Source organism: Nitrospirillum iridis (genome assembly GCF_014205765.1).
GTDB lineage: Bacteria > Pseudomonadota > Alphaproteobacteria > Azospirillales > Azospirillaceae > Nitrospirillum > Nitrospirillum iridis.
On the sequence record NZ_JACIIZ010000020.1, the window covers coordinates 1 to 22,230 of the forward strand.

Below are 22,230 nucleotides of genomic sequence, written 5' to 3' on the forward strand. Positions count from 1 at the left end.
TATGACTTGCCCATGATCCACCTCCGACAAAGGGGAATCACATTCGACCTTCAATGGGAATCCTCTGATTCCGACTTCTGGTGCGATGCTCTAGCCAAATTTGGCGTCCCCTACGGGATTCGAACCCGTGTCGCCGCCGTGAAAGGGCGGTGTCCTAGGCCTCTAGACGAAGGGGACGGCGAGGCGGATAGATAATGATCCGTCCCCGAGAAGGCAAGCGGATAAAAAGCCCCGCCCACCGGTTTTCGCGCATAGGGGGTCTGCCTAGCCGCGCGGCCGGATCGGGCGGGAAAACCGGGTGTTAGCGGAAGCGTTCGATCGCGCGCTCCGCCTTCAAGATCAGGTCCAGCAGGGCTTCCGTCTTGGGCATGGAGCGCAGGACCTTCTCCAGCGCCTGCAACTGCGCGGACACGGCCTTGTTCTTGCCGCGGGCGCGCAGATATTCGAACCGGAAGGTGATCGCGGTATGGAAGGTGGCCTCAAGGTCCGCCTCCTTGGCGCGGATGGACCGGTCGAAACCCTCCTTTTCGGCCACCTTGCGGCAGGCGGTGAATAGCGTCGCCGCGGCCTGCGCCACCGCCACCTCCTCATCCGAGGGGCTGTGGGTCATGTCGGGCACCAACCGGACCTCCAGCTTTTCCCGCATCTCACGCTGGGGCAGCACCAGGCCGGCGTCGCGCACCGCCACGCTGGCGAACGTGTCAGCGGCCTGGGCCACCTTCTGCCTGGCCTCGACCATCATGGTCTCCCACCCGGCGTTGCCGAATTCCTTCACCTCCTCCGCCATGCCCTGCACCATGGCGCCGGCGTCGGAGACAAGGCGAGCGCAGGTCATGAGCCACACCCGCCGGGTCATGCCCCTGTCACCCGTGGCCGTGCGGCCGATTTCCGCCAGGGTGCGGGTGAGGTCCCCGAACAGCTTGGCCGGTATCATCTGCAGGCCGGCGCTATCAGCGCCGGCGCGCAGCAGGTCCGCCGACAACAGCCGCACCAGGCGCAGCGACTGCCAGGGCTGGGCCAGCAGGCGCAGGAGTCCATGGAAGTAGTAGTCCACCACCTCGCTATCCGCCGCATGCAAATGCATGTAGCCATTCTTGGCGATGACGGTACCCTGGGGGGTGAAGTCGTGCACCCGGCCATCGGCCGTGCGCGGACACACGGCGCGGATTTGGTCGAACCACGGGGTCAGCAGCGGGTCGAGACCCAGGATGCGCGCGATCTCCGCCGCGTCATCGAACGCCCGCTCACTGCCCAATAGCACCGCCACTTCCCGCTTGCGGACGACCGACTGGGCGGCTTCGGCCAGCAAGGTGGTCGTCGCCTCCGCCGCGACGCTGCGCCCGAACTGGATGACGGCATCGATCTCGTCCTGCCGTTCGGAGGCCACCGCGTTGCGGTATTCGGCGGTGGCCGCGGCCAACCGGGGCCGGTAAGGAGAGCCCATCAGCAGGCGCCACCAGGGCGCCAGACTGGACCGGGCCACCACCGCCCGGCGAACGCCACCCAGGACATCGGCATCGATCAGATAAGGCTCAAGGCAGACGCACAACGCCCGCTGGAAGGTCGGCACCCGCACCGGGCGCAGACTGCGCAACATGGGGCGCAGGCAGGTCAGGATTTGTTCGTCCGATGCCGCCCCGGTTTCAGTCGCGCGCGCCTTTTCGACGGCGGCGGCGACACGGACCAGCGAGCCCTCATCCAAGGTCCGGAAATGGGATTCCAGCCGGCTGAGGGTGGATTCCGGTGCCGCGGCGTCGCCCGCCGCCTGCGGCGCGGCTGCGGCCGCGCGCTTCGCTCCAGGCTGTCCCGACATCACTACCCCCTCATCCGCCCTGGGCACCCTGTTCGGCTGCGCGGGTGGAGCCTTGGAACCTTCCTGCGTCGTAATGATCGGCCCTATGGTTTTTATGTAGGCCATCCGTCCCCGACCATCCCAACGCGAATAACGGGGGGGACAAACGGTGATTGGGGCCCAAGGATCGTTTAATGCAGTGCCGCTGTCAATCCAGACCCGCCCGGATTCGCAAAATGATCGCCTGGTGACGGAACGGTTCCGGCCAAGCGGAAATTAACAATGACAGACCCCGCTATTGTCAGAATACCTCAATAAACCGGTTAATAATTTGCCATCTATCGGTAATGGATAGATAAACACGTCCCCGGTGCGGAGTATCAGCGGATCGCGCCGAGATGGAATAGACTTTGCGCGTGAAGGTTCCCGCGAACCGTTTCAAATCTATAGCCGGGGGTTTCGACTAAACGCCGCCGGCTATAGCGGGTCGCATGCGTGGCAAGAGGATTTCAGGGAATCGCCGGGCGCCCCACCTCTGGTGACGACAGCATCGCCGGGACGGCGTCAGCCGCCGCCCGGAACGGCCGCGTCATCGATCATCAGCTGCACCCCCTCCGCCCCGTTCCAGCGATCGGCGCGCAAGGTACCGGCCAGATGCAGGGGCCGGCCACCATGGTTCAGCAGCGCCGGCCCCAAATCCTCATCCATGGCGCGGAAGGCGATGGCCTTCAGGCGGGCACCATCGGGCGAGGACAGGATGCAGCGCACATGGTTTCCCCCCACCACGTCCGCCCGCACGATGCGCGCGTCCGCCACGGCCAGGCGCGGTTCGGAGTTGCCGGTACCGAAGGGGCCCAAGCGGGTCATGTGGGCGAGGAGATCGGTGGACGCGCCGCGCACGCTGACCACACCATCCAGGTGCAGGGTGGGGACCAGCGGCCCCTGCCCCGCCAATTGCTGGGCGATACGCTCGGCCATGAAGGCCCGCAACTCGGGCAGCCGATCCTCGGCCACGGTGAAGCCCGCCGCCATGGCATGCCCGCCGCCGGCCACCAGCAGCCCCGCCTGCCGCGCGGCGATGACGGCAGAGCCCAGATCGACGCCCCGCACCGACCGTCCGGACGCCTTGCCGACGCCCCCATCCAGCGCCACGACGCAGGCCGGCACACCGTAGCGGTCCTTGAGGCGGGAGGCGACGATGCCGATGACACCCGGGTGCCAGCCGGCCCCCGCCACCAGCAGCGAGCCGACACCAGGGGCGACGGCTCCGGGAGAAGCGGCCGTCGCCTCCACCATGGCGATGGCCTCTTCGAGCACCAGGGCCTCGATGGCCCGGCGCTCGGCGTTCAGCGTGTGAAGCTGATCGGCCAGATCGCGCGCCTCCACCGGGTCGTCGGTGGACAGCAGCCGGGTGCCGAGGTCGGCGCGCCCCACCCGGCCGCCGGCGTTGACGCGGGGACCGAGGATGTAGCCGGCATGGTAGGCGTCCATGCGCTCATTGACGCCGGCCACGTCGGCCAGGGCGGCGATTCCCGGGTTGTCGCGCCGGCCCATGACCTTAAGTCCCTGGGCCACCAAGGCGCGGTTCAGGCCCACCAGGGGCACGACGTCACAGACCGTGCCCAGGGCCACCAGATCCAGCCAGGCCATCAGATCCGGTTCGGGCCGGCCGGCGCCATACCAACCGGCGGCACGCAGGGCCCGGTTGACCGCCACCACCAACAGGAAGCTGACCCCCACCGCCGCCAGGGTGCCCAGGCGGTCGGTCATGGTCTCATCCAGGCGATTGGGGTTCACCACGGCGGTGGCCGTGGGCAGGGCCGGTTCCGCCTTGTGATGATCGACGACGATGACCTCCAGCCCCGCCTGGGCGGCGGCGGCCAGGGGTTCGAATGAGGTGACGCCGCAGTCGACGGTCACAACCAGATCCACCCCCGCCTCGCGCAGGCGCAGCAGCGCCGGGGCGTTGGGGCCATAACCTTCGCTGATACGGTCGGGGATGTAGGCCTGGATATCGGCGCCGACCCAGCGGAAAAAGCGGACCAGCAAGGCCGATGAGGTGGCGCCGTCGACGTCATAGTCGCCAAAGACGGCCAAACGCCGCCCCCGCCGCACGGCATCGGCCAGACGCTCCGCCGCGGTCCGCATGTCCAGCAGAGCGTGGGGATCGGGCAGGAAGCGTTTCAGGGTGGGGGCCAGGAAATCCTCGGCTTGGTCCAGCCCGACACCCCGCGCCGCCAAAACCCGCCCCACCAATTCCGGCAGGCCGCCACGCTGGGCGTGGGCCAGGGCCAGCCGCTCGTCATGCGGGCGGGCCAGCCAGCGGCGGCCGGTGGCCGAGCGGGAAACACCCAAAAGGGAGCGGGGCTCGCCACCGGGGGCATCCCCCGCCGGCGAGCCCACGAACGGTACGTTATTCTGCATCCGGAATGAATTTGGTCTTGGTGCGGAGATTGTGGTGCGCCTCGACATAGCGCACGGTGCCGCTCTTCGACCGCATGATCACGGAATGGGTGTAGGCACCGCCCGGATAGCGGCGCACGCCCCGCAGCATGGTGCCGGTGGTGACACCCGTGGCGGCGAACATGACGTTGCCGCTGGCCAGATCCGTCAGTTCGTACTTGCGGTCCAGGTCGGTGACGCCCCAGCGCTTGGCGCGGGCGCGTTCATCATCGTTGCGGAACAGCAGGCGGCCCTGCATCTGGCCACCGATGCAGCGGAGCGCGGCGGCGGCCAGCACGCCTTCCGGCGCGCCACCGGAACCGACATACATGTCGATGCCACTGTCAGGCTGGGAGGTGGAGATGACGCCGGAGACGTCACCGTCGCCGATCAGCATGATGCGGGCGCCGGCGGCGCGCACACGGGCGATCAGTTCGCGATGGCGGGGGCGATCCAGGATGCAGACCACCAGTTCCGACACGTCGGCGTGCTTGGCCAGCGCCAGGTTCTTCAGGTTGGTCTCGATCTTCTCATCAATGTCGATCACCCCTTCCGGCAGGCCGGCCCCGACGGCGATCTTGTCCATGTAGACATCGGGCGCGTTCAGGAAGCCGCCCGACTCCGCCATGGCGATCACCGCCAGGGCGTTGGGGCCACCGGTGGCGGTGATGGTGGTGCCTTCCAGCGGATCGAGCGCGATGTCGATCTTGGGACCGTTGCCGGAGCCCACCTTCTCACCGATGTAGAGCATGGGCGCCTCGTCGCGCTCACCCTCACCGATCACCACGGTGCCATCGATGGCCAGGCTGTTCAGCGCCTTGCGCATGGCGTCCACGGCGGCCTGGTCGGCGGCCTTCTCGTCACCACGGCCCATCAGCAGCGACGCCGACAGGGCCGCGGCCTCGGTCACGCGCACCGCTTCCAGCGCCAGGTTGCGGTCCATCACCAGGCTGATGTCGCCCTTTGGATCGGTGGGCGCTTCAATGGCCTTGCTCATTAGTCTTACCCCGAGTCTGTTTCGTCGGCCCCGTTATTATACGCCGGGGATCCGTGACGGTGGTGTGTCAATAATCCTCGATACGGATCATCCGTGGCGGTTCCTGAACGGCACCAAGACCGCCAATGACGGTCAGCGCGCGCAGCATGGCCACTTCTTCCGTGTCGTGGGTGGTCAATACCACCGGAACAGCCTCACCCGGCGCCCGGCCCCGCTGCAGGAACGACTCCATGGAGACGCTCTGATCACGCAGGGCCGCGGCGACGTCGGCGATGACGCCCGGACGGTCGACCACCATCAGGCGCACATAATACCGTCCGCGCCGCGCCGACAAGGGGGCAGGTGTCAGGGGGAGCAGTTGGCCGGCGGGCACGCCGAAGGTCGGGGTGCGGCGACCGATGGCGATATCCACCAGATCGGCCACCACGGCGGACGCTGTGGGACCGGCCCCGGCACCGCGCCCGACCAGGGCCACCTTGTCGGCGAAATCACCGTCGGCGACCACGGCGTTGAACACGCCGTCGGTGGCGGCGATGAGCGACCCCACCGGCACCATGCAGGGATTGACCCGCTGTTCGATGCCGTTCGGCGTGCGCCGGGCGATGCCCAACAGCTTGATGCGATAGCCCAGCTGGCCGGCGTAATCGATGTCCAGCGCCGAGATGTGGCGGATGCCCTCCACATGCACATTGGCGAAATCGACCCGCGTGCCGAAAGCGACGGAGGTGAGGATGGCCAGCTTGTGGGCGGCGTCGACGCCGTCGATGTCGAAGCTGGGGTCGGCCTCGGCATAGCCCTTGGCCTGAGCCTCGGCCAGCACCTCGGCGAAGTCGCGGCCGGTGGTCCGCATCTCCGTCAGGATGTAGTTGCAGGTGCCGTTCAGGATGCCGTGCACCTCGCGCACCTGATTGGCGGCCAACCCTTCGCGCAGGCCCTTGATGACGGGGATGCCGCCCGCCACCGCCGCCTCGAACGCCAGGGTCAGGCCCTGGGCCTCGGCCTGGTGGGCCAGCGCCGTGCCATGATGGGCCAGCAGCGCCTTGTTGGCGGTGACGACGTGCTTGGCATTGGCCAGCGCCGTCTCGACGGTCCGGGCGGCGATGCCGTCCGAACCGCCGATCAGTTCCACCACCACATCGACCTGGTCGTCCGCCGCCAGATCGACGGCGTTGTCGTGCCACCGCACCGAGGAGAGGTCGACGCCGCGGTCGCGGCCACGGTCGCGGGCGCTGACGGCGGTCACCACCAGCGGCCTGCCGCAACGGCGGGCCAGGAGTTCGGCCTGGGTGGCCAGCACCTTCAGGACCCCGGCACCAACGGTGCCCAGGCCCGCGATGCCCACACGCAGCGGTGCCGTACCCATGCTTTCCCCCCTGTCAGGCGTAATGCTGTCCGCAACCATGCTCAAGGACCTCAGATCACTTTCTTGGCGGACGCTTCCGCCCCGCCATTGCCCGTCCGGTGCAGGAAGCCCCGGATGTTACGGCAGGCCTGGCGGATGCGTTGCACGTTTTCCACCAGGCCGAAGCGCACATGCTCATCACCGTATTCGCCAAAGCCGATGCCGGGGGAGACGGCGACCTGCGCCTCCTGCAGCAGCAGCTTGGAGAATTCCAGCGACCCCAGGGCGCGGAACGGCTCCGGTATGCGGGCCCAGACGAACATGGTGGCCGACGGCGGCGGCACTTCCCACCCGGCGGCGGCCAGGCCGTCGATCAGGGCGTCGCGCCGCGCCTTGTACATCTGGCGGATTTCCTCCACGCAGTCCTGCGGGCCGTTCAGGGCCGCCGTGGCCGCCACCTGGATGGGGGTGAAGGCGCCATAGTCGACGTACGACTTGAACTTGGCCAGCGCGCCGATGAGCTTCTTGGAGCCGACGCCGAAGCCCACGCGCCAGCCCGGCATGTTGTAGGTCTTGCTCAGGCTGTTGAATTCCACCGTGATGTCGCGCGCCTCGGGGATCTGCAGGATGGACGGCGGCGGGTTGCCGTCGAAGTAGATCTCCGCGTAGGCGATGTCCGACAGGATGTAGATGCCGTGCTTCAGGCACAGCTCCACGATCGGGCGGTAGAAATCCAGCGTCACCGTCTGCGTCGTCGGGTTGGCCGGGAAGCTGACGATGACGGCGATGGGCTTGGGCACGGAATGGCGGATGGCGCGTTCCAGCGTCTCCACGAAATTGTCCAGGCCATCCACCACCGGGATGTGGCGCAGCGCCGCCCCGGCCAGCATGAAGCCGAAGGGATGGATGGGGTAGGACGGGTTCGGCACCAGGATGACGTCGCCCGGGCTGGTGATGGCCTGGGCGAGGTTGGCCAGCCCCTCCTTGGAGCCGATGGTGACGCAGGCCTCCGTCTCCGGGTCGATGTCGACGTCGAATCGGCGCTTGTAGTAGGCGGAGATGGCCTTGCGCAGCCCGGGAATGCCGCGCGACATGGAATAGCGGTGCGTCTTGGGATTACGCACGGCCTCCACCAGCTTTTCCACGATGTGGGGCGGGGTGGGCTGGTCGGGGTTGCCCATGCCGAGGTCGATGATGTCCTCACCGGCCGCGCGAGCTCGCGCCTTCATCGCGTTCACTTCGGCGAACACATAGGGCGGCAAACGCTTAATGCGGTGGAACTCTTCGCTCATGGGACGGTCTGTACCGATTTGGGGTTGGATGGGGGGCATGGGATCGCCAATCGGGTTTTATCGTCCCGGCAACCGCCGGGCGACAGCAATTTCCACAGGGCGGGCATCCCGTTTCAAGACATTTGCTTACAAGATCGCCCGCGCCGGCCTAATTTTCCGCCCCGATCCCGAGTCCCGGACCGGTGAAAGCCAGGGGGCGCAGGATCAGTTCTGGGGGGTCTGGCTGGTACCGTCGGCGGCGGAGGCACCAGCCTGGCTAGCGGGGGCACCCTTGGTGGGGATGCCAGCCTTGGCCTGGGGGCCGGCGACGGGGGCGGCGGGCACGGCCTCGGGCACGCGGCCCGGCACGGCGGGGGGGGCGCTGGGTACCACCGGCATCTTGCTCTGGCTGGGGGCGGCCGCCTTGTCCGCCGATGCGGCGCCGGACGTACCGCCGAACAGAGCGTTGGACGAGGAGGCGCGTTGCACCGCCTGCTGGTCGGCCGAGTTCTGATATTTGCCGAGATCGGTGGCGACAGCGCCGGCCGCCTGCCGGTCGGCCAGCAGGCTGTCCATGTCCTTCTGCCGGGTGGCGGGATCGGGCACATCCTTCGGCCGCTCGGGCACGGAGGCGAGGTTGGGCCAGACGTCCGGCGCCGGCCCCACGCGGCGCACGGGCCGTTCGCCCAACAGCAGCGCCTTGGAACTGGCGTCGTTGGCCAGGGGTTCGGGGTCCTCAGGGCCATCATGGAACATGGCCTGCGGCACCAGTTGGCTGGCACACCCCCCCAGGCCCAGCACCGCCCCGACCAAGGCCAACGCCAGCAGCCCGCGCCCCGCGAGCGCGCGCAGGCCGCCCGCAGCGGGCCCAGCAGCCAGGTGGGATCGGTTGGGGCGACCGTCTTGGGTGCTTACACCCGTGGGCCGTGCGTCAGCGTCGGTGAAAATCATGGCCGGATCGTGTATGAAATCCCCACGGGCCGCAAGCGCCGTGACCTGCCTTAACCCAGCCTTCTTACGGCGGCGAAACGGCCGGCCGGGGGCCGGGTGCCCCACTTTATTGATATTTATTGGGCATCGGCCCCACGGAACATCTCGTGCGGCAGCCCATTCAACGAGTACGGTTCCCCTGGTAATCGAGGCGAAGGAAGCAAGAAAGCATGGCCGACACCCCGCCCAAGCGTACCCGGTCCCCCCGCGTTTCCAATACAGCGCCCCAGCCCACCCCCCCGGCCAAGGCGGCCGCCAAGGCCCCCGTGAAGGCGGCCACCAAGACGCCCGTGAAGGCAGAACCTGCCAAAGCCGCGCCGGTCAAGGCCACGCCAGTCAAGGCCATGTCGGCGACGGCGACCGCGCCCAAGGTGGCGCGGGCCAAGCCCATCGCCCCGCCGGTACCGGGGGCGCCGCACCTGAAGGCGCACAAGAACCTGAGCCAGGAACCCCTGGCGCCCGTACCGGTGGCGGGGGTGACGGCGGAAAAGGCCAAGGCCGCGCCCGCGCCGGCGAAAAAGCCGGCCAAGGCCACTGCCGCCGCCGTAGCGGCCGCCAAGGCCCCGCGACGCAAGGCTTCGCCCCTGCCACCCACAGTGCGCATGCCGGCCGCCCCCGTTCCAGCACCGGTGGCCGCCCCCATGGTGGCGGAGGCCCCCAAGCCGCCGCCCTTCGTCCCGCCGGCCCCGAAAGCGGCGGCACCGGTCGAAAAGGCCAAGGCCACCGACTCCCAAAATGGCGCCGCCGCGACCAAGGCCCCATCCGCCGCAACCGCGACCGCAGGAGCCGCGATCAAGGGGGCCGCAACCAAGGATGCGGCCCGGGACGGCGACATCCGCCTGCCCGATCCCGTCGAAATGACCCTGGCCATGAACCGCATCGCGGAGCAGGCGCAGCGGCTGGTGGCCGATTTCGTCGGTCGGCAGGCGCAGACGCCGGCGGAGGGCACGGCGGCCTCCGACCCCATGTCGATCGCCGCCCCCTTCAGCACCCTGCCGGCATCCATGCCCAACCTCGACCCCTTCAACCTGGGCGGCGCCTTCCTGGAGATGACCGCCCGGCTGATGGCCGACCCCAACCGCCTGTTCGAGGCGCAGTTGGGCCTATGGCAGGACTACATGTCCCTGTGGCAGCGCACGGCCCAGCGGCTGATGGGCGAGGAGGCCCAGCCGGTCATCAGCCCGTCCAAGGAGGACAAGCGCTTCAGGGACAAGTCCTGGGATGAAAGCGCCGTCTTCGACTTCATCAAGCAGTCCTACCTGCTGACCGCCAAATACGTGCAGTCCGCCGTGCGCGGGGTGGAAGGGCTGGAGGGCAAGACGGCCAAGAAGCTGGACTTCTTCACCCGGCAGTTCGTGGACGCCCTGTCGCCCTCCAATTTCCCCCTGACCAATCCCGAGGTGCTGCGCGTCACGCTGGAGACGGGCGGCGACAATCTGGTGAAGGGACTGGAGAATCTGCTGGGCGACCTGGAGCGGGGCCGCGGCCAGCTGGCCATTTCCATGACCGACTATTCGGCGTTCGAGGTCGGGCGCAACATCGCCGTCACCCCCGGCAAGGTGGTGTTCCAGAACGACCTGATGCAGCTGATCCAGTACGCGCCGACAACGGAAAGCGTGCACAAGACGCCCCTGCTGATCATCCCGCCCTGGATCAACAAGTTCTACATCCTGGACCTGAAGCCGGCCAATTCCCTGATCCGCTGGCTGGTGGAACAGGGGCACACCGTCTTCGTCATCTCCTGGGTCAATCCCGATGAGAAGCTGGCCGGCAAGGACTTCGACGATTACATGACCGACGGCCCGCTGGCGGCGCTGGACGCCATCAAGCGGGCCACCGGCGAGGATGGGGTCAACGCCATCGGCTATTGCATCGGCGGCACCCTGCTGTCGGGCACGCTGGCCTACATGGCGGCCAAGAAAGACGACCGCATCAAAAGCGCCATGTACCTGGTGACCCTGACCGACTTCACCGACGTGGGCGAACTGTCGGTGTTCATCGACGAGGAACAGCTGGGCGCGCTGGAAACCCGCATGAAAAGCCGGGGTTACCTGGACGGCCAGTCCATGGCCACCACCTTCAACATGCTGCGCTCGAACGACCTGATCTGGTCCTTCGTCGTCAACAACTACCTGCTGGGCAAGGACCCCTTCCCCTTCGACCTGCTGTACTGGAATTCCGACAGCACCCGCATGCCGCCGGCCATGCACAGCTTCTATCTGCGCAACATGTACCAGAAGAACCTGCTGGTGCGGCCGGGCGGCATCACCCTGAAGGGCGTGCCCATCGACCTACGGTCGATCAAGACGCCGACCTTCATGCTGTCCACCCGCGAGGACCACATCGCCCCGTGGAAAAGCACCTACGCCGCCACCCAGCTGTATGGCGGGCCGGTCAAGTTCGTGCTGGCGGCCTCCGGCCACATCGCCGGCGTCGTCAACCCGCCGGCGGCCAACAAGTACAGCCACTTCCTCAACGACACGCTGCCGGCCTCGCCCGACGACTGGCTGGCGGGCACCACCCAGGTGCCGGGCAGTTGGTGGCCGGTCTACGCCGACTGGCTGAAGCCGTACGCCGGCCCCAAGGTCCCGGCGCGTACACCCGGCGACGGCGCCCTAAAGGCCATCGAGGATGCGCCGGGCTCATACGTGAAGGTGCGGGTGGTGGAGTGATCTGACGGGGCGCCGACATGGGGACGGAAAATCCCTGTGTCGGTGTCCACCGGACAGCGCCAACTGCCCGGAATGATATTGAACGAATTCTTTACGACCTTAGATCATTAGGATCATGCCGAAACCCGCCACAGCATCCGCCGCGCAGGCCCCTCTTAGACTGGGGGACGTGGGCTTTTTGCAGGCATTATCCCGGGCGGCACCTTCTTACTCCAAGGACCCTGAAGCCGCCCGTCGACAAGCTCTCGATTTCCTGCAACGCGCCGGGATTGTGGATGAGGACGGAAAGCTTTCAGAGCCCTACAAATCGTAAGTGCATAAGCTCAGCTACGGATTTGTGCTGGGCTATCATGGCTGCCCCAAGGCAGTGGCCAAGGCCCTATTGGCGGGCGCGCCTTTCAAACAATCCGAGAATGACTACGATTGGCTGGGTCACGGTATCTATTTTTGGGAAGCCAACCCCAAGCGTGGCCTCGCCTTCGCCAAAGAAGCGCTAAGACGGAAGAAGTCCAAGAAGCATCCCGCGGTTGTCGGAACGGTCATCGACCTTGGGCACTGCCTGGACTTGACCACTGAAGCCGGCGTGGACGTCCTGAAGACTGCCTACGGAACGTTGAGCATGGGCCTGGATGTGCTGGACTCACCGCTCCCAACCAATGGCGTCCATCTTAGGCAACTGGATTGTGCCGTCATTGAAGCCGCCCACATCCTTGCAGCCCATAGCGACGATTTCCCTCCCTTTGACACCGTGAAAGGCGTGTTCGTTGAAGGTGAACAGGCCTATCCAGGCTCAGGCTTCAGCGAACGCTCATCCCCCCTCGCGCTGGCGTCGCCGGAACTCCGCCACCTTGGCCTTGGTGCCGCACCCTTTCATGGAGCACCAGCGGCGGTCGCCGGCGCGGGACGTGTCGACGAAGAACAGGGTGCAGGTGGGCGACTGGCATTGCCTGATGGGTGCCCCGCTGCCGAACAGATGCACCGCGTCGCGCGCCACCGTTGCAATGAAGGCCGTCATGGGGCCCGAGAGGCGCACTCCCCCCGCCTGGGAAAGGGCGGGTGTCGCCGCTGGCAGGGCAGCCACCTGGTTCAGGACATCCAGCGCCGAATCGACGCTGCCGCCGGGCGGGCCGCTGCCGCCATGCCGATGGACGGCCAGATCGTAAATGGCCTCGCGCAGGCGCCGGGCCAACGCCAAATCCCCCTCGTCCGCAGGCGGTGCCCTGTCGGTCAGGCCAGCCGCCACCATCCAGCGCCGCACATCCTCCGGCGCCGCCAGCAGTTCGCGTGGTGCTGGCTTCAGCCGCGCCTGCAAGGTGGCCGGTAGATCGATGGCCGGGCAGCCGCCCCGGAAGCGGAACCCGTCGCGTTCCTCCGCCAGCGGTGGGGCACGGAAATGGTCGTCCTGTCGCATGTAACCGTATTGACAGGTTTCATGGGTGCGAGCAACCATCGCCCCACTGAAACCTGATTAACTGGTTACATGAGAGAGGGAACGACCATGCGTTTCGACAAGAGGCTATCTGCCCTGGCCGTACTGGCGGCCCTAGGCACGTCCACCGCCACCCGGGCTGCCGACCTAACCTCGCTGGAGGGCACCTGGGTCATGGACGCGGCGTACGAGATCCATGCCGACGGCAGCCGCACGACCAACTATGGCGAGCATCCGCTGGGCCTGCTGACCGTCGATTCGGCCGGGCGCTACAACATGCAGATCTTCCGGGTGGGCCGGCCCGCCTTCGCCAGCGGCGTGAAGGCCCAGGGCTCGGCGGAGGAGTACCGGCAGGCCGTCCTGGGCTCCAGCACCCACTTCGGCACCGTCCAGATCGACCGGATGCATCACCAGCTGGTGTTCGACGTGCAGGCGGCGTCATTCCCCAATTGGGAGGGCAAGCGCCAGGTGCGCGATTACACCTATGACGGCGGGCTGCTGAGCTATGGCGTGCCGGCCAGCGCCTCGGGCGACGGCACGGTGGCCTATTCGGTGTGGCGCAAGGCGCCGTGACCGCTGGCCGCATGACGGAACGTCAACCGCGCCCGGCCTTGTGAAGCCACCCCCGGTGGCTTACAAGAGACGCCCATGTCCATCCTCACCCCCTTCCTCTGCCTGTTCCTGCCCTTCCTGCTGGCCCTGGGCCTGACGGGCGCCGCCACCTGGTGGCTGAAGCGCCGCCAGGTGCTGGACCGGCCCAATGAGCGGTCCAGCCATGTCGCCCCCACGCCGCGCGGCGGCGGGCTGGGCGTGGTGCCGGCGCTGCTGGGCGCCTGGGTGGTGACCGGCCTGCTGGCGGGGGATATGGATACGCTGTGGCCGGTGGTGGTCGCGGCCCTGGCCCTGGCCACCGTTTCCTGGGCCGACGATCTGGCCAGTGTGCCGCCCGGCTGGCGGCTGCTGGCGCAGGTGCTGGCCGTGGCGGTGGGACTGTCGGCCCTGCCCAGCGAGGCGCTGGTGTTCCAGGGCTGGCTGCCGCATTGGCTGGACCGGTTCGTCGCCGGCCTGGCATGGGTGTGGTTCGTCAACCTGTTCAATTTCATGGACGGCATCGACGGCATCAGCGCCGTTGAGACGCTGTGCCTGGGCCTGGGGCTGGCCGCCGCCTATTTCGCCGCCGGCCTGATGGGCTTCATGAGTTCCTATGCCCTGGCCCTGGCCGGGGTGGCGCTGGGCTTCATCGCCTGGAACTGGCATCCGGCCCGGGTGTTCCTGGGCGATGTCGGCAGCGTGCCCCTGGGCTTCCTGTCCGGCTGGCTGTTGCTGCGCGCGGCGGGCGACGGCCTGTGGCTGCCGGCCCTGATCCTGCCGCTGTACTACCTGACGGACGCCACCGTCACCCTGGCCCGTCGCCTGTGGCGACGGGAGCCGGTGTGGCAGGCGCACCGTCAGCATTTCTATCAGCAGGCGGTGCGCCGCCTGGGCCGGCACGACCTTGTGGCGCTGGCCATCCTGGCGGCCAACGCCGCCCTGGCCGCCACCGCCATCCTGGCCTTCACCGACCCCAGCTGGGTGGTGGCGGCGCCTGTGACCGTCATCGCCTTGCTGGCCTGGATGGCCCAGGGCAAGGCGAAGGCAAACCCGGACGGCGGCACCGCCTCCTGAAGCGTTGCGCATCCCTTGATGGGTTCCGGATCCAGCCCTGACGCGAGCGGGATGCGGCCCTTCAAAAATTTAAGTTTGCATAGCGCGGCAAATCCCCTAAATAGATAGCTCGCGACGCACCCGCACGTGCCCCTGGCCCCTGGGTCCGGTCATCCGATGATGACCCCGACCTTAAGGATGGTTAAGCAACGACGTTAGGCGTCCTTTTTAAGCAGATCCGGCCGATCGACGTTTGGCCGGGCCTTGAGAGGGAACCAACATCATGCTTTCCACCTTGAAACGGGCCTTGAAGCGGTAAGCCCCCTCTGGTCCCGGCGCGTCTGTTGACGCTTTGAGGTCTTAAGGTCGCAAGAAGACGACCTGATGACCCGGCAATCACGACGCTGGACCAGATCATTCCCCGCTCCCCCGACTGCAGCCTCCAGAAAATGGGCCCGTGTCCGACAGGAGCACGCCCCATTTCCCCGCGCAGTCTCTGGATCAGCCGAATGAAGCCGGTTTCCCCGTACGCCGAGAGCGACGGATGACCGGGTAGGGGTACTGCCATGGCCTATCGTTTCCGTTCCGCCGTCTCCCCCCTGCGCCGCGTCCGCGCGCAGTCCGTTTCCCGGCCCGCCGTCACGCCCACGGTCGACAGCCTGGTGGCCAGCCTGGCCCCGGCGGAACCCATGCATTGCCTGCGTCCGCGCCAGGTGGCCAACAACGCCCGCGATTTCATCGCCGCCTTCCACGACGCGGTGGAGCAGGCGCTGGGCGATGGCAGCCGTGGCGCCGTGATGTACGCGGTGAAGTGCAACCCCGACCCCACCATGCTGCGCGCCCTGACGGACGGCGGCCTGCGCCATTTCGATTGCGCCTCCCCGGCCGAAATCCGTCTGGCCCGCCAGATGTATCCGGCGGCCGGTGTCCACTACATGCACCCGGTGAAGAACCGCGCGGCCATCCGCGCGGCCTACTTCGAGCAAGCGGTGCGCGACTTCTCGCTCGATTCGGCCGATGAACTGGCCAAGATCGTCGAGGTGGTCGCGGCCGGCGTGCCCGGTGGCAGCGACGGCGTGGATGCCCGCCTGGACCCCGTTGCCGCCGATCTGGGCCTGGTGATTCGTCTCGCCATGCCCAAGGGCCAGGCCGCTTATGACCTGTCGGCCAAGTTCGGCGCGGCGTTCGAGGACGCGGTGGCCCTGCTGCGCGCCGCCCGTCCGCTGGCGATGCGTATCGGTGTCTGCTTCCACGTCGGTTCGCAGTGCATGGACCCGCAGGCCTACACCCGTGCGCTGGCCATCGCCGACCAGGTGGTCAAGGCCGCCGGTGTGGCCATCGATGTGGTCGACGTGGGCGGCGGTTTCCCCGCCCGCTACCCGGACATGGACCCGCCGCCGCTGTCCCACTACATGGCCGCCATCCGCGATGGGCTGAAGGCCATGGACCTGGCCCCCAACGTCCAAGTGTGGTGCGAGCCGGGCCGCGCCCTGGTCGCCACCGGCGCCTCGGTCGTGGTGCAGGTGGAAAGCCGCCGCGGGTCGGAGCTGTTCATCAATGACGGCGCCTATGGCAGCCTGGCCGACGCCGGCGCCCTGGGCATGCGCTTCCCGGTGCGCCTGATTCGCCGGTCGGACGCCGAGGAGTTGCGGGAGTTCGCCTTCTGGGGCCCCACCTGCGACAGCGCGGACTACATGAAGGGTCCGTTCCTGCTGCCGGCCGACATCCGCGAGGGCGACTGGATCGAGATCGGTCAGCTGGGCGCCTACGGCGCCGCCTTGCGCACGGCCTTCAACGGCTTCGACCAGGCCCGCCTGGTGGAGGTCCGCGACGCCCCGCTGGTGGCGACGGCGGACCTGGTATCTCAGCCGCTTCGGCGGAATTCGCGATACGGCATATTGCGTCGCCGCATCGCTTGAGGCAAACACGGCGCTCTTAATTCAACAGAGGGGCCGGCGCCCGTGAAGGGACGTCGGCGAATTCGCGACAGCAACAGACGGTCGGTCAACCGTTGGTAAAGCCCGGAGAGTTAATCATGTCCCATTCCATCAAGCATGCCGCCATTCCCGGGCGACTCTTTATCATCGGTTTCGGCAGTATAGGTCAGGGCATGCTGCCCCTGATCCTGCGCCACCTGGACATCACCGCCGACCGCATCACCATCATCACGGCCGACGCGCGCGGCCGTGATGAGGCCGCGCACTATCAGGTGGATTTCCAGATCCGCCCCCTGACCCGCGACAACCACCGCGACATCCTGGTGCCCCTGCTGCGGCGGGGCGACTTCGTCCTGAACTTGTCGGTCGACGTCTCCTCCCTGGCGTTGGTGGAACTGTGCCAGGTGACCGGCGCCCTTTACCTCGACACCTGCATCGAACCCTGGGCCGGCGGCTACACCGACGCCAGCCTGTCGCCCTCGCTGCGCAGCAACTACGCCTTGCGCGAGGCGGCGATGGAGCTGAAGTCCCGCTACCCCGGCGGCCCCACCGCCGTGCTGACCCATGGCGCCAACCCGGGTCTGGTGTCGCATTTCATGAAGCAGGCGCTGCTGAACATCGCCCAGGACAACGGCCTGGACGTGGCCGCGCCGACCACGCGCGACGGCTGGGCCCGCCTGGCCCAGCGCCTGGGGATCAAGACGGTGCACGTGGCGGAGCGCGACACCCAGGTGGCCGACCGCCCGCGTGAGCGCGGCGAGTTCGTCAACACCTGGTCCATCGACGGCTTCGTCAGCGAAGGCTGCCAGCCGGCGGAACTGGGCTGGGGCACGCATGAGCGCCACTTCCCCGTGGACGGCCAGCGCCATGAGTTCGGCAGCGACGCCGCCATCTTCCTGAACCGCCCTGGCATCAGCACCAAGGTGCGCACCTGGACACCGATGGAGGGGCCCTTCCACGGCTTCCTGGTGACGCACAACGAGGCCATCTCCATCGCCGACTATTTCACGGCGCGGAACGAGGATGGCGGCGTGGCCTACCGCCCGACCTGCCACTACGCCTATCACCCCTGCGACGACGCCATCACCTCCATCCACGAATTCGTGGGCAAGGGCTATGTGCAGCAGGAGCGGCAGCGCCTGCTGATGAGTGAGATCGTCGACGGCATCGACGAGCTGGGCGTGCTGCTGTGCGGCCATGAGAAGGGCGCCTACTGGTACGGCTCGCAGCTGACCGTGGCCGAGGCGCGCGAGCTGGTGCCCTACAACAACGCCACCAGCCTGCAGGTCTGCGCCACCGTCCTGGGCGGCATGGTCTGGGCGCTGGAGAACCCCACCCAGGGCACCGTCGAGGCCGATGAGGTCTCGTTCGAGCGGGTCATGGAAATCGCCACGCCCTATCTGGGGCCTGTGGTCGGCGTCTATACCGACTGGACCCCGCTGGACGGCCGCGAGGCCCTGTTCCCCGAGGATCTGGACCGCGACGACGCCTGGCAATTCAAGAACGTGCGGGTCAGCTGATCCACCGCCGGCGGGGCACCCGGCGTGCGATGACAGTCTGCACGAAATACAACTTTCAAGATGGTGCGGGCACGCCGACTGGCTGATATCACTGGGTATCAGCCCTTCCCGGTGAGGTCAGCGGCCATGTCGTCGAACAGCGTCATCCAGAACGTCATCGTCCTGATGATGGAAAACCACTCCTTCGACCACATGCTGGGCTGGCTGCCCAGCATAGGCGAGCTGGACGGCACACAGACGAACCAGGACTGGGCCGGCAACGGCTACGCCGTCACGGAAGGGGCGGATTACCGCACCAATCCCTGTCCGCAGCATCAGCTGGTCAACATCAACATCCAGGTGTTCGGTACCAGCGACCCCGATGCCGACGCCACGCCCACAATGTCAGGGTTCGTCCTGGACTATATGAGCGGCATCGACCAGCCGGACGGCGATCCCGCAGTGCTGATGGGCTGCTATTCCTCCGATCAGCTGCCGGTGATCAGCACGCTGGCCCAGACCTACACCGTCTGCACCCGCTGGTTCTGCTCCGTTCCCGGTCCCACCGGCCCCAACCGCATCTTCGCCAATTGCGCCAGTTCGGCCGGATATGCGGGGCCCGCCTATGAGGTTGGCAGTTTCCCGGCGGAAATGTCCGCCCTGCCCTCGATCTTCGGGGTGCTGGCGGAAGCCGGTTTGACCTGGGGCGTCTATCATGAGGATGCCGACTTCGCACCCGAACTGCTGCTGAACGACGTGCAGGCGCATATAGACTGGACCTATTGCGATCCCGGCTTCACCACCTTCCAGTCCCACCTGACGGACGGGACGCTGCCGACCTATAGCTTCCTGACGCCCAGCCTGTGGCAAAACTCCCAGCATTCCCCGGATGACGTGCGCTATGGCGAATGCGTCATCGCCACCATCTATGAGGCGCTGGCCGCCAGCGGCTATTGGCAGAACACCCTGCTGATCGTCACCTACGATGAGCACGGCGGCCTGTATGACTCGGTGCCGACGCCAACGGGCGTGCCCAATCCCGATGGCCGGAATTGGGATACGTCGGCACCAGCCGACTACGGTTACCAGCCACCGCCCTTCACCTTCAACCGCTTAGGCCCGCGCGTCCCGGCCCTGCTGATCTCCCCCTACGTCCAAGCGGTAGCGGATTCGACGCAGTATGAACATAGCTCCATCGCCGCGACGGTGCTGGCCCTGTACGGCCTCAACTGGCCCAATGGCAACAAGCGGCTGGACACGGTGAACACCTTCCTGGCGGCCATTGGCGACACCGCCCGCACCGACCTTCCCACCACGCTCCGCCGGCCGGCGGCGTCCAACGGCTTCACGCCGCCACCGATTTCCGGGTAGCAGAACATCCCGGAAATCGAGAACGCCCCACCCGGGATTGCGCCCGGCGCGTGAACCCGGCGTGTGAGGACGTAAAGAAACATATCCCCTCCCCGGCCTGCGCGGGGCTTAAACAATTGCGCCCGCGCCTGCCTGCGATTAAAGACCCGTAACGGGCACTGTCGCCCTTACGACGCCCGGGACCCTTCTGCATTATGACTGACAGCGCCGACGAGGCCATTGCGGCCAAGGCCCTGCTGCCGGCCGGCTTGCGCGATCTTTTGCCGCCTGCCGCCCAGCATGAGGCCCGCATCGTGGAACAGCTGATGGCGGATTTCGCCCGCCATGGGTATGACCGGGTCAAGCCGCCGCTGATCGAATTCGAGGAAGGCCTGCTGGCCGGCCCCGGCGCCAAGCTGGCGCAGCAGACCTTCCGCCTGATGGACCCGGTGTCCCAGCGCATGATGGGCCTGCGCGCCGACATGACGCCACAGATCGGCCGCATCGCCCAGACCCGCTTAGGAAAAGCCCCCCGCCCCCTGCGCCTGTCCTATGCCGGGCAGGTGCTGCGCGTGAAGGGCTCGCAGCTGCGCCACGAGCGCCAGTTCGGCCAGGTGGGCGTGGAATTGATCGGCAGCCTGCGCGCCGAGGCGGACGCCGAGATCGTGCTGCTGGCGACCGAGGCCCTGACCAACCTGGGGGCCGAAGGACTGACCGTCGACCTCGCCGTGCCCACCCTGGTGCCGGCGCTGTTCCGCTCGCTGGGCCTGGATGAGACCACACAGCGCGCCGCGCGCGAGGCGCTGGACCACCGCGACGCCGCCGGGCTGGCCGCCATCGGCGGGCCCGCCGCCGACCTGCTGGGCCGGGTCATGGCCTGCTGCGGCAACGCGCCCGCCGCGGCGGAGGCCCTGGCCGCCATCGACCTGCCGGCGGAAGCGGAGCCGGAGCGCCGGCGCCTGGCCACGGTGGTGGCGCTGATCGTCAGCGCCGCCCCGCATGTGCAGATCACCATCGATCCCGTGGAACAGCGCGGCTTCGAATACCAGACCGGCGTCAGCTTCACCCTGTTCGCCCGCGGCGTGCGCGGTGAGATCGGGCGCGGCGGCCGCTATCGCACCGACGCGGGTGAACCCGCCACCGGCTTCACCCTGTTCACCGACACGGTCATCGAGGCCGTGCCCGGCCCGGCCCCGGCCCGCCGCCTGCTGGTGCCCCATGGCACGCCGGCAGCACAGGCCCAGCGCCTGCGCGAGAAGGGCTGGGAAACGGTGGCGGCGCTGGAGCCGCTGGAGGACGAGGGGGCCGAGGCCAAGCGCCTGGGCTGCACCCATCTGCTGCGGGATGGCTGGACCGTCGAGGTCTGAGCGTACATTTGATTTGAACAATCGCCGCGAGGGCCGGCCACGCCGCCCTCGTGCCTGGAATTGAGCGCCGTCTAGAGAGGGAGAACCATCATGGCCAATGTCGCGGTCGTCGGCTCGCAATGGGGTGACGAAGGCAAGGGCAAGATCGTCGACTGGCTGTCCAGCCGCGCCGACGTCGTCGTCCGTTTCCAGGGCGGCCACAATGCCGGCCACACGCTGGTCATCAACGGCGTGGTCTACAAGCTGTCGCTGCTGCCCTCGGGCGTGGTGCGCCCCGGCAAGCTGTCGGTCATCGGCAACGGCGTGGTGGTCGACCCCTGGGCCCTGCTGCGCGAGATCGACAACATCGCCGGCCAGGGCGTGTCCATCACCCCGGAGAGCCTGATCGTTGCCGAGAACGCCACCCTGATCCTGCCGCTGCACAGCGCGGTGGACAAGGCGCGGGAAGAGGCCAAGGGCGCCGGCAAGATCGGCACCACCGGCCGCGGCATCGGCCCGGCCTATGAGGACAAGGTGGCCCGCCGCGCCATCCGCCTGTGCGACCTGGCCGACGAGGCGGTGCTGGAGCACAAGGTCGACCAGCTGCTGTTCCACCACAACGCCCTGCTGCGCGGCCTGAACGCGCCGGAGATCGACCGCGCCGAGCTGCTGGCCCAGCTGCGCGAGATCGCGCCCCGCATCCTGCCCTACAGCGCCGTCGTCTGGCAGCGCCTGGAAGAGGCCCGCGCCCAGGGCAAGCGCATCCTGTTCGAAGGCGCCCAGGGCGCCATGCTGGACGTGGACCACGGCACCTACCCCTTCGTGACCTCGTCCAACACCGTTTCCGGCAACGCCGCCGCCGGCAGCGGCATGGGTCCCGGTTCCGTGGGCTACGTGCTGGGCATCACCAAGGCCTACACCACCCGCGTCGGTTCCGGCCCCTTCCCCACCGAACTGACCGACGATGTCGGTGAGCTGATCGGCGCGCGCGGCAAGGAATTCGGCGTGGTCACCGGCCGCAAGCGCCGCTGCGGCTGGTTCGACGCCGTGCTGGTGCGCCAGGCGGTGAAGGTGGGCGGCATCAACGGCATCGCGCTGACCAAACTGGACGTGCTGGACGGCATCGGCGACCTGAAGGTCTGCACGGGATATCGCTACAAGGGCGAGATCATCCACCATCTGCCGGCCAGCCAGACGGCCCAGGCCGAGGTGGAGCCGATCTACGAGACCTTCGAGGGCTGGACCCAGAGCACCTACGGCGCCCGGTCCTGGGCCGATCTACCGGCCACGGCCATCAAGTACATCCGCCGCATCGAGGAACTGATCGAGGCGCCGGTGACCCTGCTGTCCACCAGCCCCGAGCGCGACGACACCATCCTGATGCGGGATCCTTTCCAGGGGTAGTTTTCGTTCGCCTCAGGCGCCGGCGGGGCATCCGCCCCTTGGCTATCCTCGCTCCGCCCTGCGGTGCTCGCTCCGGCGCCCGCAGTCGCGGGCTACCGTCGGCGTGAAAGTCACG

The 22,230-nt window shown here is 67.6% G+C and carries 15 protein-coding genes and 1 tRNA gene; 8 read left to right on the top strand and 8 right to left on the bottom strand.

The window, feature by feature from the left end; translation table 11 throughout:
• Positions 1 to 101: 101 nt before the first annotated feature.
• From FHS74_RS26535 to FHS74_RS26565, 7 genes are all read right to left on the bottom strand, one after another.
• A tRNA-Glu gene (locus FHS74_RS26535) sits at positions 102 to 177 on the bottom strand.
• A gap of 124 nt (positions 178 to 301) precedes the next feature.
• Positions 302 to 1,813 (bottom strand): hypothetical protein, encoded by a 1,512-nt coding sequence (locus FHS74_RS26540; RefSeq protein ID WP_184807283.1) that lies wholly within the window; start codon positions 1,811 to 1,813, stop codon positions 302 to 304.
• Positions 1,814 to 2,356: 543 nt separating this feature from the next.
• Positions 2,357 to 4,216, bottom strand: coding sequence for a single-stranded-DNA-specific exonuclease RecJ (gene recJ / locus FHS74_RS26545; RefSeq protein ID WP_184807284.1), 1,860 nt, complete (start codon positions 4,214 to 4,216; stop codon positions 2,357 to 2,359).
• Entirely contained in the window at positions 4,206 to 5,177 is a 972-nt protein-coding gene (glpX, locus tag FHS74_RS26550; protein ID WP_184807361.1) for a class II fructose-bisphosphatase, read from the bottom strand. The genes recJ and glpX overlap by 11 nt, the downstream gene beginning before the upstream one ends.
• 121 nt (positions 5,178 to 5,298) lie before the next feature.
• Positions 5,299 to 6,594, bottom strand: coding sequence for a homoserine dehydrogenase (locus FHS74_RS26555; RefSeq protein ID WP_184807285.1), 1,296 nt, complete (start codon positions 6,592 to 6,594; stop codon positions 5,299 to 5,301).
• 50 nt (positions 6,595 to 6,644) lie between these two features.
• Complete coding sequence (locus FHS74_RS26560; protein WP_184807286.1) at positions 6,645 to 7,865, bottom strand: LL-diaminopimelate aminotransferase; 1,221 nt, start codon at positions 7,863 to 7,865, stop codon at positions 6,645 to 6,647.
• Positions 7,866 to 8,069: 204 nt separating this feature from the next.
• On the bottom strand, positions 8,070 to 8,795 hold the full coding sequence (locus tag FHS74_RS26565; protein ID WP_184807287.1) for a hypothetical protein: 726 nt from the start codon (positions 8,793 to 8,795) through the stop codon (positions 8,070 to 8,072).
• Between the two features lie 896 nt (positions 8,796 to 9,691).
• Between FHS74_RS26565 and FHS74_RS26570 the strand changes: the two genes are divergently transcribed.
• Positions 9,692 to 11,506 carry a PHA/PHB synthase family protein gene (locus FHS74_RS26570; RefSeq protein ID WP_184807362.1) on the top strand — a complete coding sequence of 605 codons (1,815 nt, stop codon included), beginning with the start codon at positions 9,692 to 9,694 and terminating at the stop codon, positions 11,504 to 11,506.
• Positions 11,507 to 12,314: 808 nt separating this feature from the next.
• On the opposite strand, the gene FHS74_RS26575 is transcribed toward FHS74_RS26570, so the two are convergent.
• Entirely contained in the window at positions 12,315 to 12,917 is a 603-nt protein-coding gene (locus FHS74_RS26575; RefSeq protein ID WP_184807288.1) for a CGNR zinc finger domain-containing protein, read from the bottom strand.
• Positions 12,918 to 13,004: 87 nt separating this feature from the next.
• On the opposite strand from FHS74_RS26575, the gene FHS74_RS26580 reads away from it, so the two are divergent.
• The 7 genes from FHS74_RS26580 (at position 13,005) to FHS74_RS26610 (ending at position 22,115) form a co-directional block, all read left to right on the top strand.
• Entirely contained in the window at positions 13,005 to 13,508 is a 504-nt protein-coding gene (locus tag FHS74_RS26580; RefSeq protein WP_184807289.1) for a lipocalin-like domain-containing protein, read from the top strand.
• A 75-nt stretch (positions 13,509 to 13,583) separates the two neighbouring features.
• Positions 13,584 to 14,600 (top strand): MraY family glycosyltransferase, encoded by a 1,017-nt coding sequence (locus FHS74_RS26585; protein WP_184807290.1) that lies wholly within the window; start codon positions 13,584 to 13,586, stop codon positions 14,598 to 14,600.
• A gap of 545 nt (positions 14,601 to 15,145) precedes the next feature.
• On the top strand, positions 15,146 to 16,498 hold the full coding sequence (locus FHS74_RS26590; protein ID WP_184807291.1) for a type III PLP-dependent enzyme: 1,353 nt from the start codon (positions 15,146 to 15,148) through the stop codon (positions 16,496 to 16,498).
• A 116-nt stretch (positions 16,499 to 16,614) separates the two neighbouring features.
• A complete protein-coding gene (locus tag FHS74_RS26595) occupies positions 16,615 to 18,036 on the top strand; it encodes a homospermidine synthase (protein ID WP_184807292.1) in 1,422 nt (473 codons plus the stop codon).
• A 126-nt stretch (positions 18,037 to 18,162) separates the two neighbouring features.
• On the top strand, positions 18,163 to 19,386 hold the full coding sequence (locus FHS74_RS26600; RefSeq protein ID WP_184807293.1) for an alkaline phosphatase family protein: 1,224 nt from the start codon (positions 18,163 to 18,165) through the stop codon (positions 19,384 to 19,386).
• A gap of 194 nt (positions 19,387 to 19,580) precedes the next feature.
• Positions 19,581 to 20,732 (top strand): ATP phosphoribosyltransferase regulatory subunit, encoded by a 1,152-nt coding sequence (locus FHS74_RS26605; protein ID WP_184807294.1) that lies wholly within the window; start codon positions 19,581 to 19,583, stop codon positions 20,730 to 20,732.
• Between the two features lie 90 nt (positions 20,733 to 20,822).
• Positions 20,823 to 22,115 (top strand): adenylosuccinate synthase, encoded by a 1,293-nt coding sequence (locus tag FHS74_RS26610; RefSeq protein ID WP_184807295.1) that lies wholly within the window; start codon positions 20,823 to 20,825, stop codon positions 22,113 to 22,115.
• Positions 22,116 to 22,230: the final 115 nt, after the last annotated feature.

Coding starts and splice junctions, on each gene's coding strand:
- FHS74_RS26540 (WP_184807283.1), bottom strand. CDS start 1,813: ATGTCGGGACAGCCTGGAGCGAAGCGCGCGGCCGCAGCCGCGCCGCAG.
- recJ (WP_184807284.1), bottom strand. CDS start 4,216: ATGCAGAATAACGTACCGTTCGTGGGCTCGCCGGCGGGGGATGCCCCC.
- glpX (WP_184807361.1), bottom strand. CDS start 5,177: ATGGACCGCAACCTGGCGCTGGAAGCGGTGCGCGTGACCGAGGCCGCG.
- FHS74_RS26555 (WP_184807285.1), bottom strand. CDS start 6,594: ATGGGTACGGCACCGCTGCGTGTGGGCATCGCGGGCCTGGGCACCGTT.
- FHS74_RS26560 (WP_184807286.1), bottom strand. CDS start 7,865: ATGAGCGAAGAGTTCCACCGCATTAAGCGTTTGCCGCCCTATGTGTTC.
- FHS74_RS26565 (WP_184807287.1), bottom strand. CDS start 8,795: ATGATTTTCACCGACGCTGACGCACGGCCCACGGGTGTAAGCACCCAA.
- FHS74_RS26570 (WP_184807362.1), top strand. CDS start 9,692: ATGACCCTGGCCATGAACCGCATCGCGGAGCAGGCGCAGCGGCTGGTG.
- FHS74_RS26575 (WP_184807288.1), bottom strand. CDS start 12,917: ATGCGACAGGACGACCATTTCCGTGCCCCACCGCTGGCGGAGGAACGC.
- FHS74_RS26580 (WP_184807289.1), top strand. CDS start 13,005: ATGCGTTTCGACAAGAGGCTATCTGCCCTGGCCGTACTGGCGGCCCTA.
- FHS74_RS26585 (WP_184807290.1), top strand. CDS start 13,584: ATGTCCATCCTCACCCCCTTCCTCTGCCTGTTCCTGCCCTTCCTGCTG.
- FHS74_RS26590 (WP_184807291.1), top strand. CDS start 15,146: ATGGCCTATCGTTTCCGTTCCGCCGTCTCCCCCCTGCGCCGCGTCCGC.
- FHS74_RS26595 (WP_184807292.1), top strand. CDS start 16,615: ATGTCCCATTCCATCAAGCATGCCGCCATTCCCGGGCGACTCTTTATC.
- FHS74_RS26600 (WP_184807293.1), top strand. CDS start 18,163: ATGTCGTCGAACAGCGTCATCCAGAACGTCATCGTCCTGATGATGGAA.
- FHS74_RS26605 (WP_184807294.1), top strand. CDS start 19,581: ATGACTGACAGCGCCGACGAGGCCATTGCGGCCAAGGCCCTGCTGCCG.
- FHS74_RS26610 (WP_184807295.1), top strand. CDS start 20,823: ATGGCCAATGTCGCGGTCGTCGGCTCGCAATGGGGTGACGAAGGCAAG.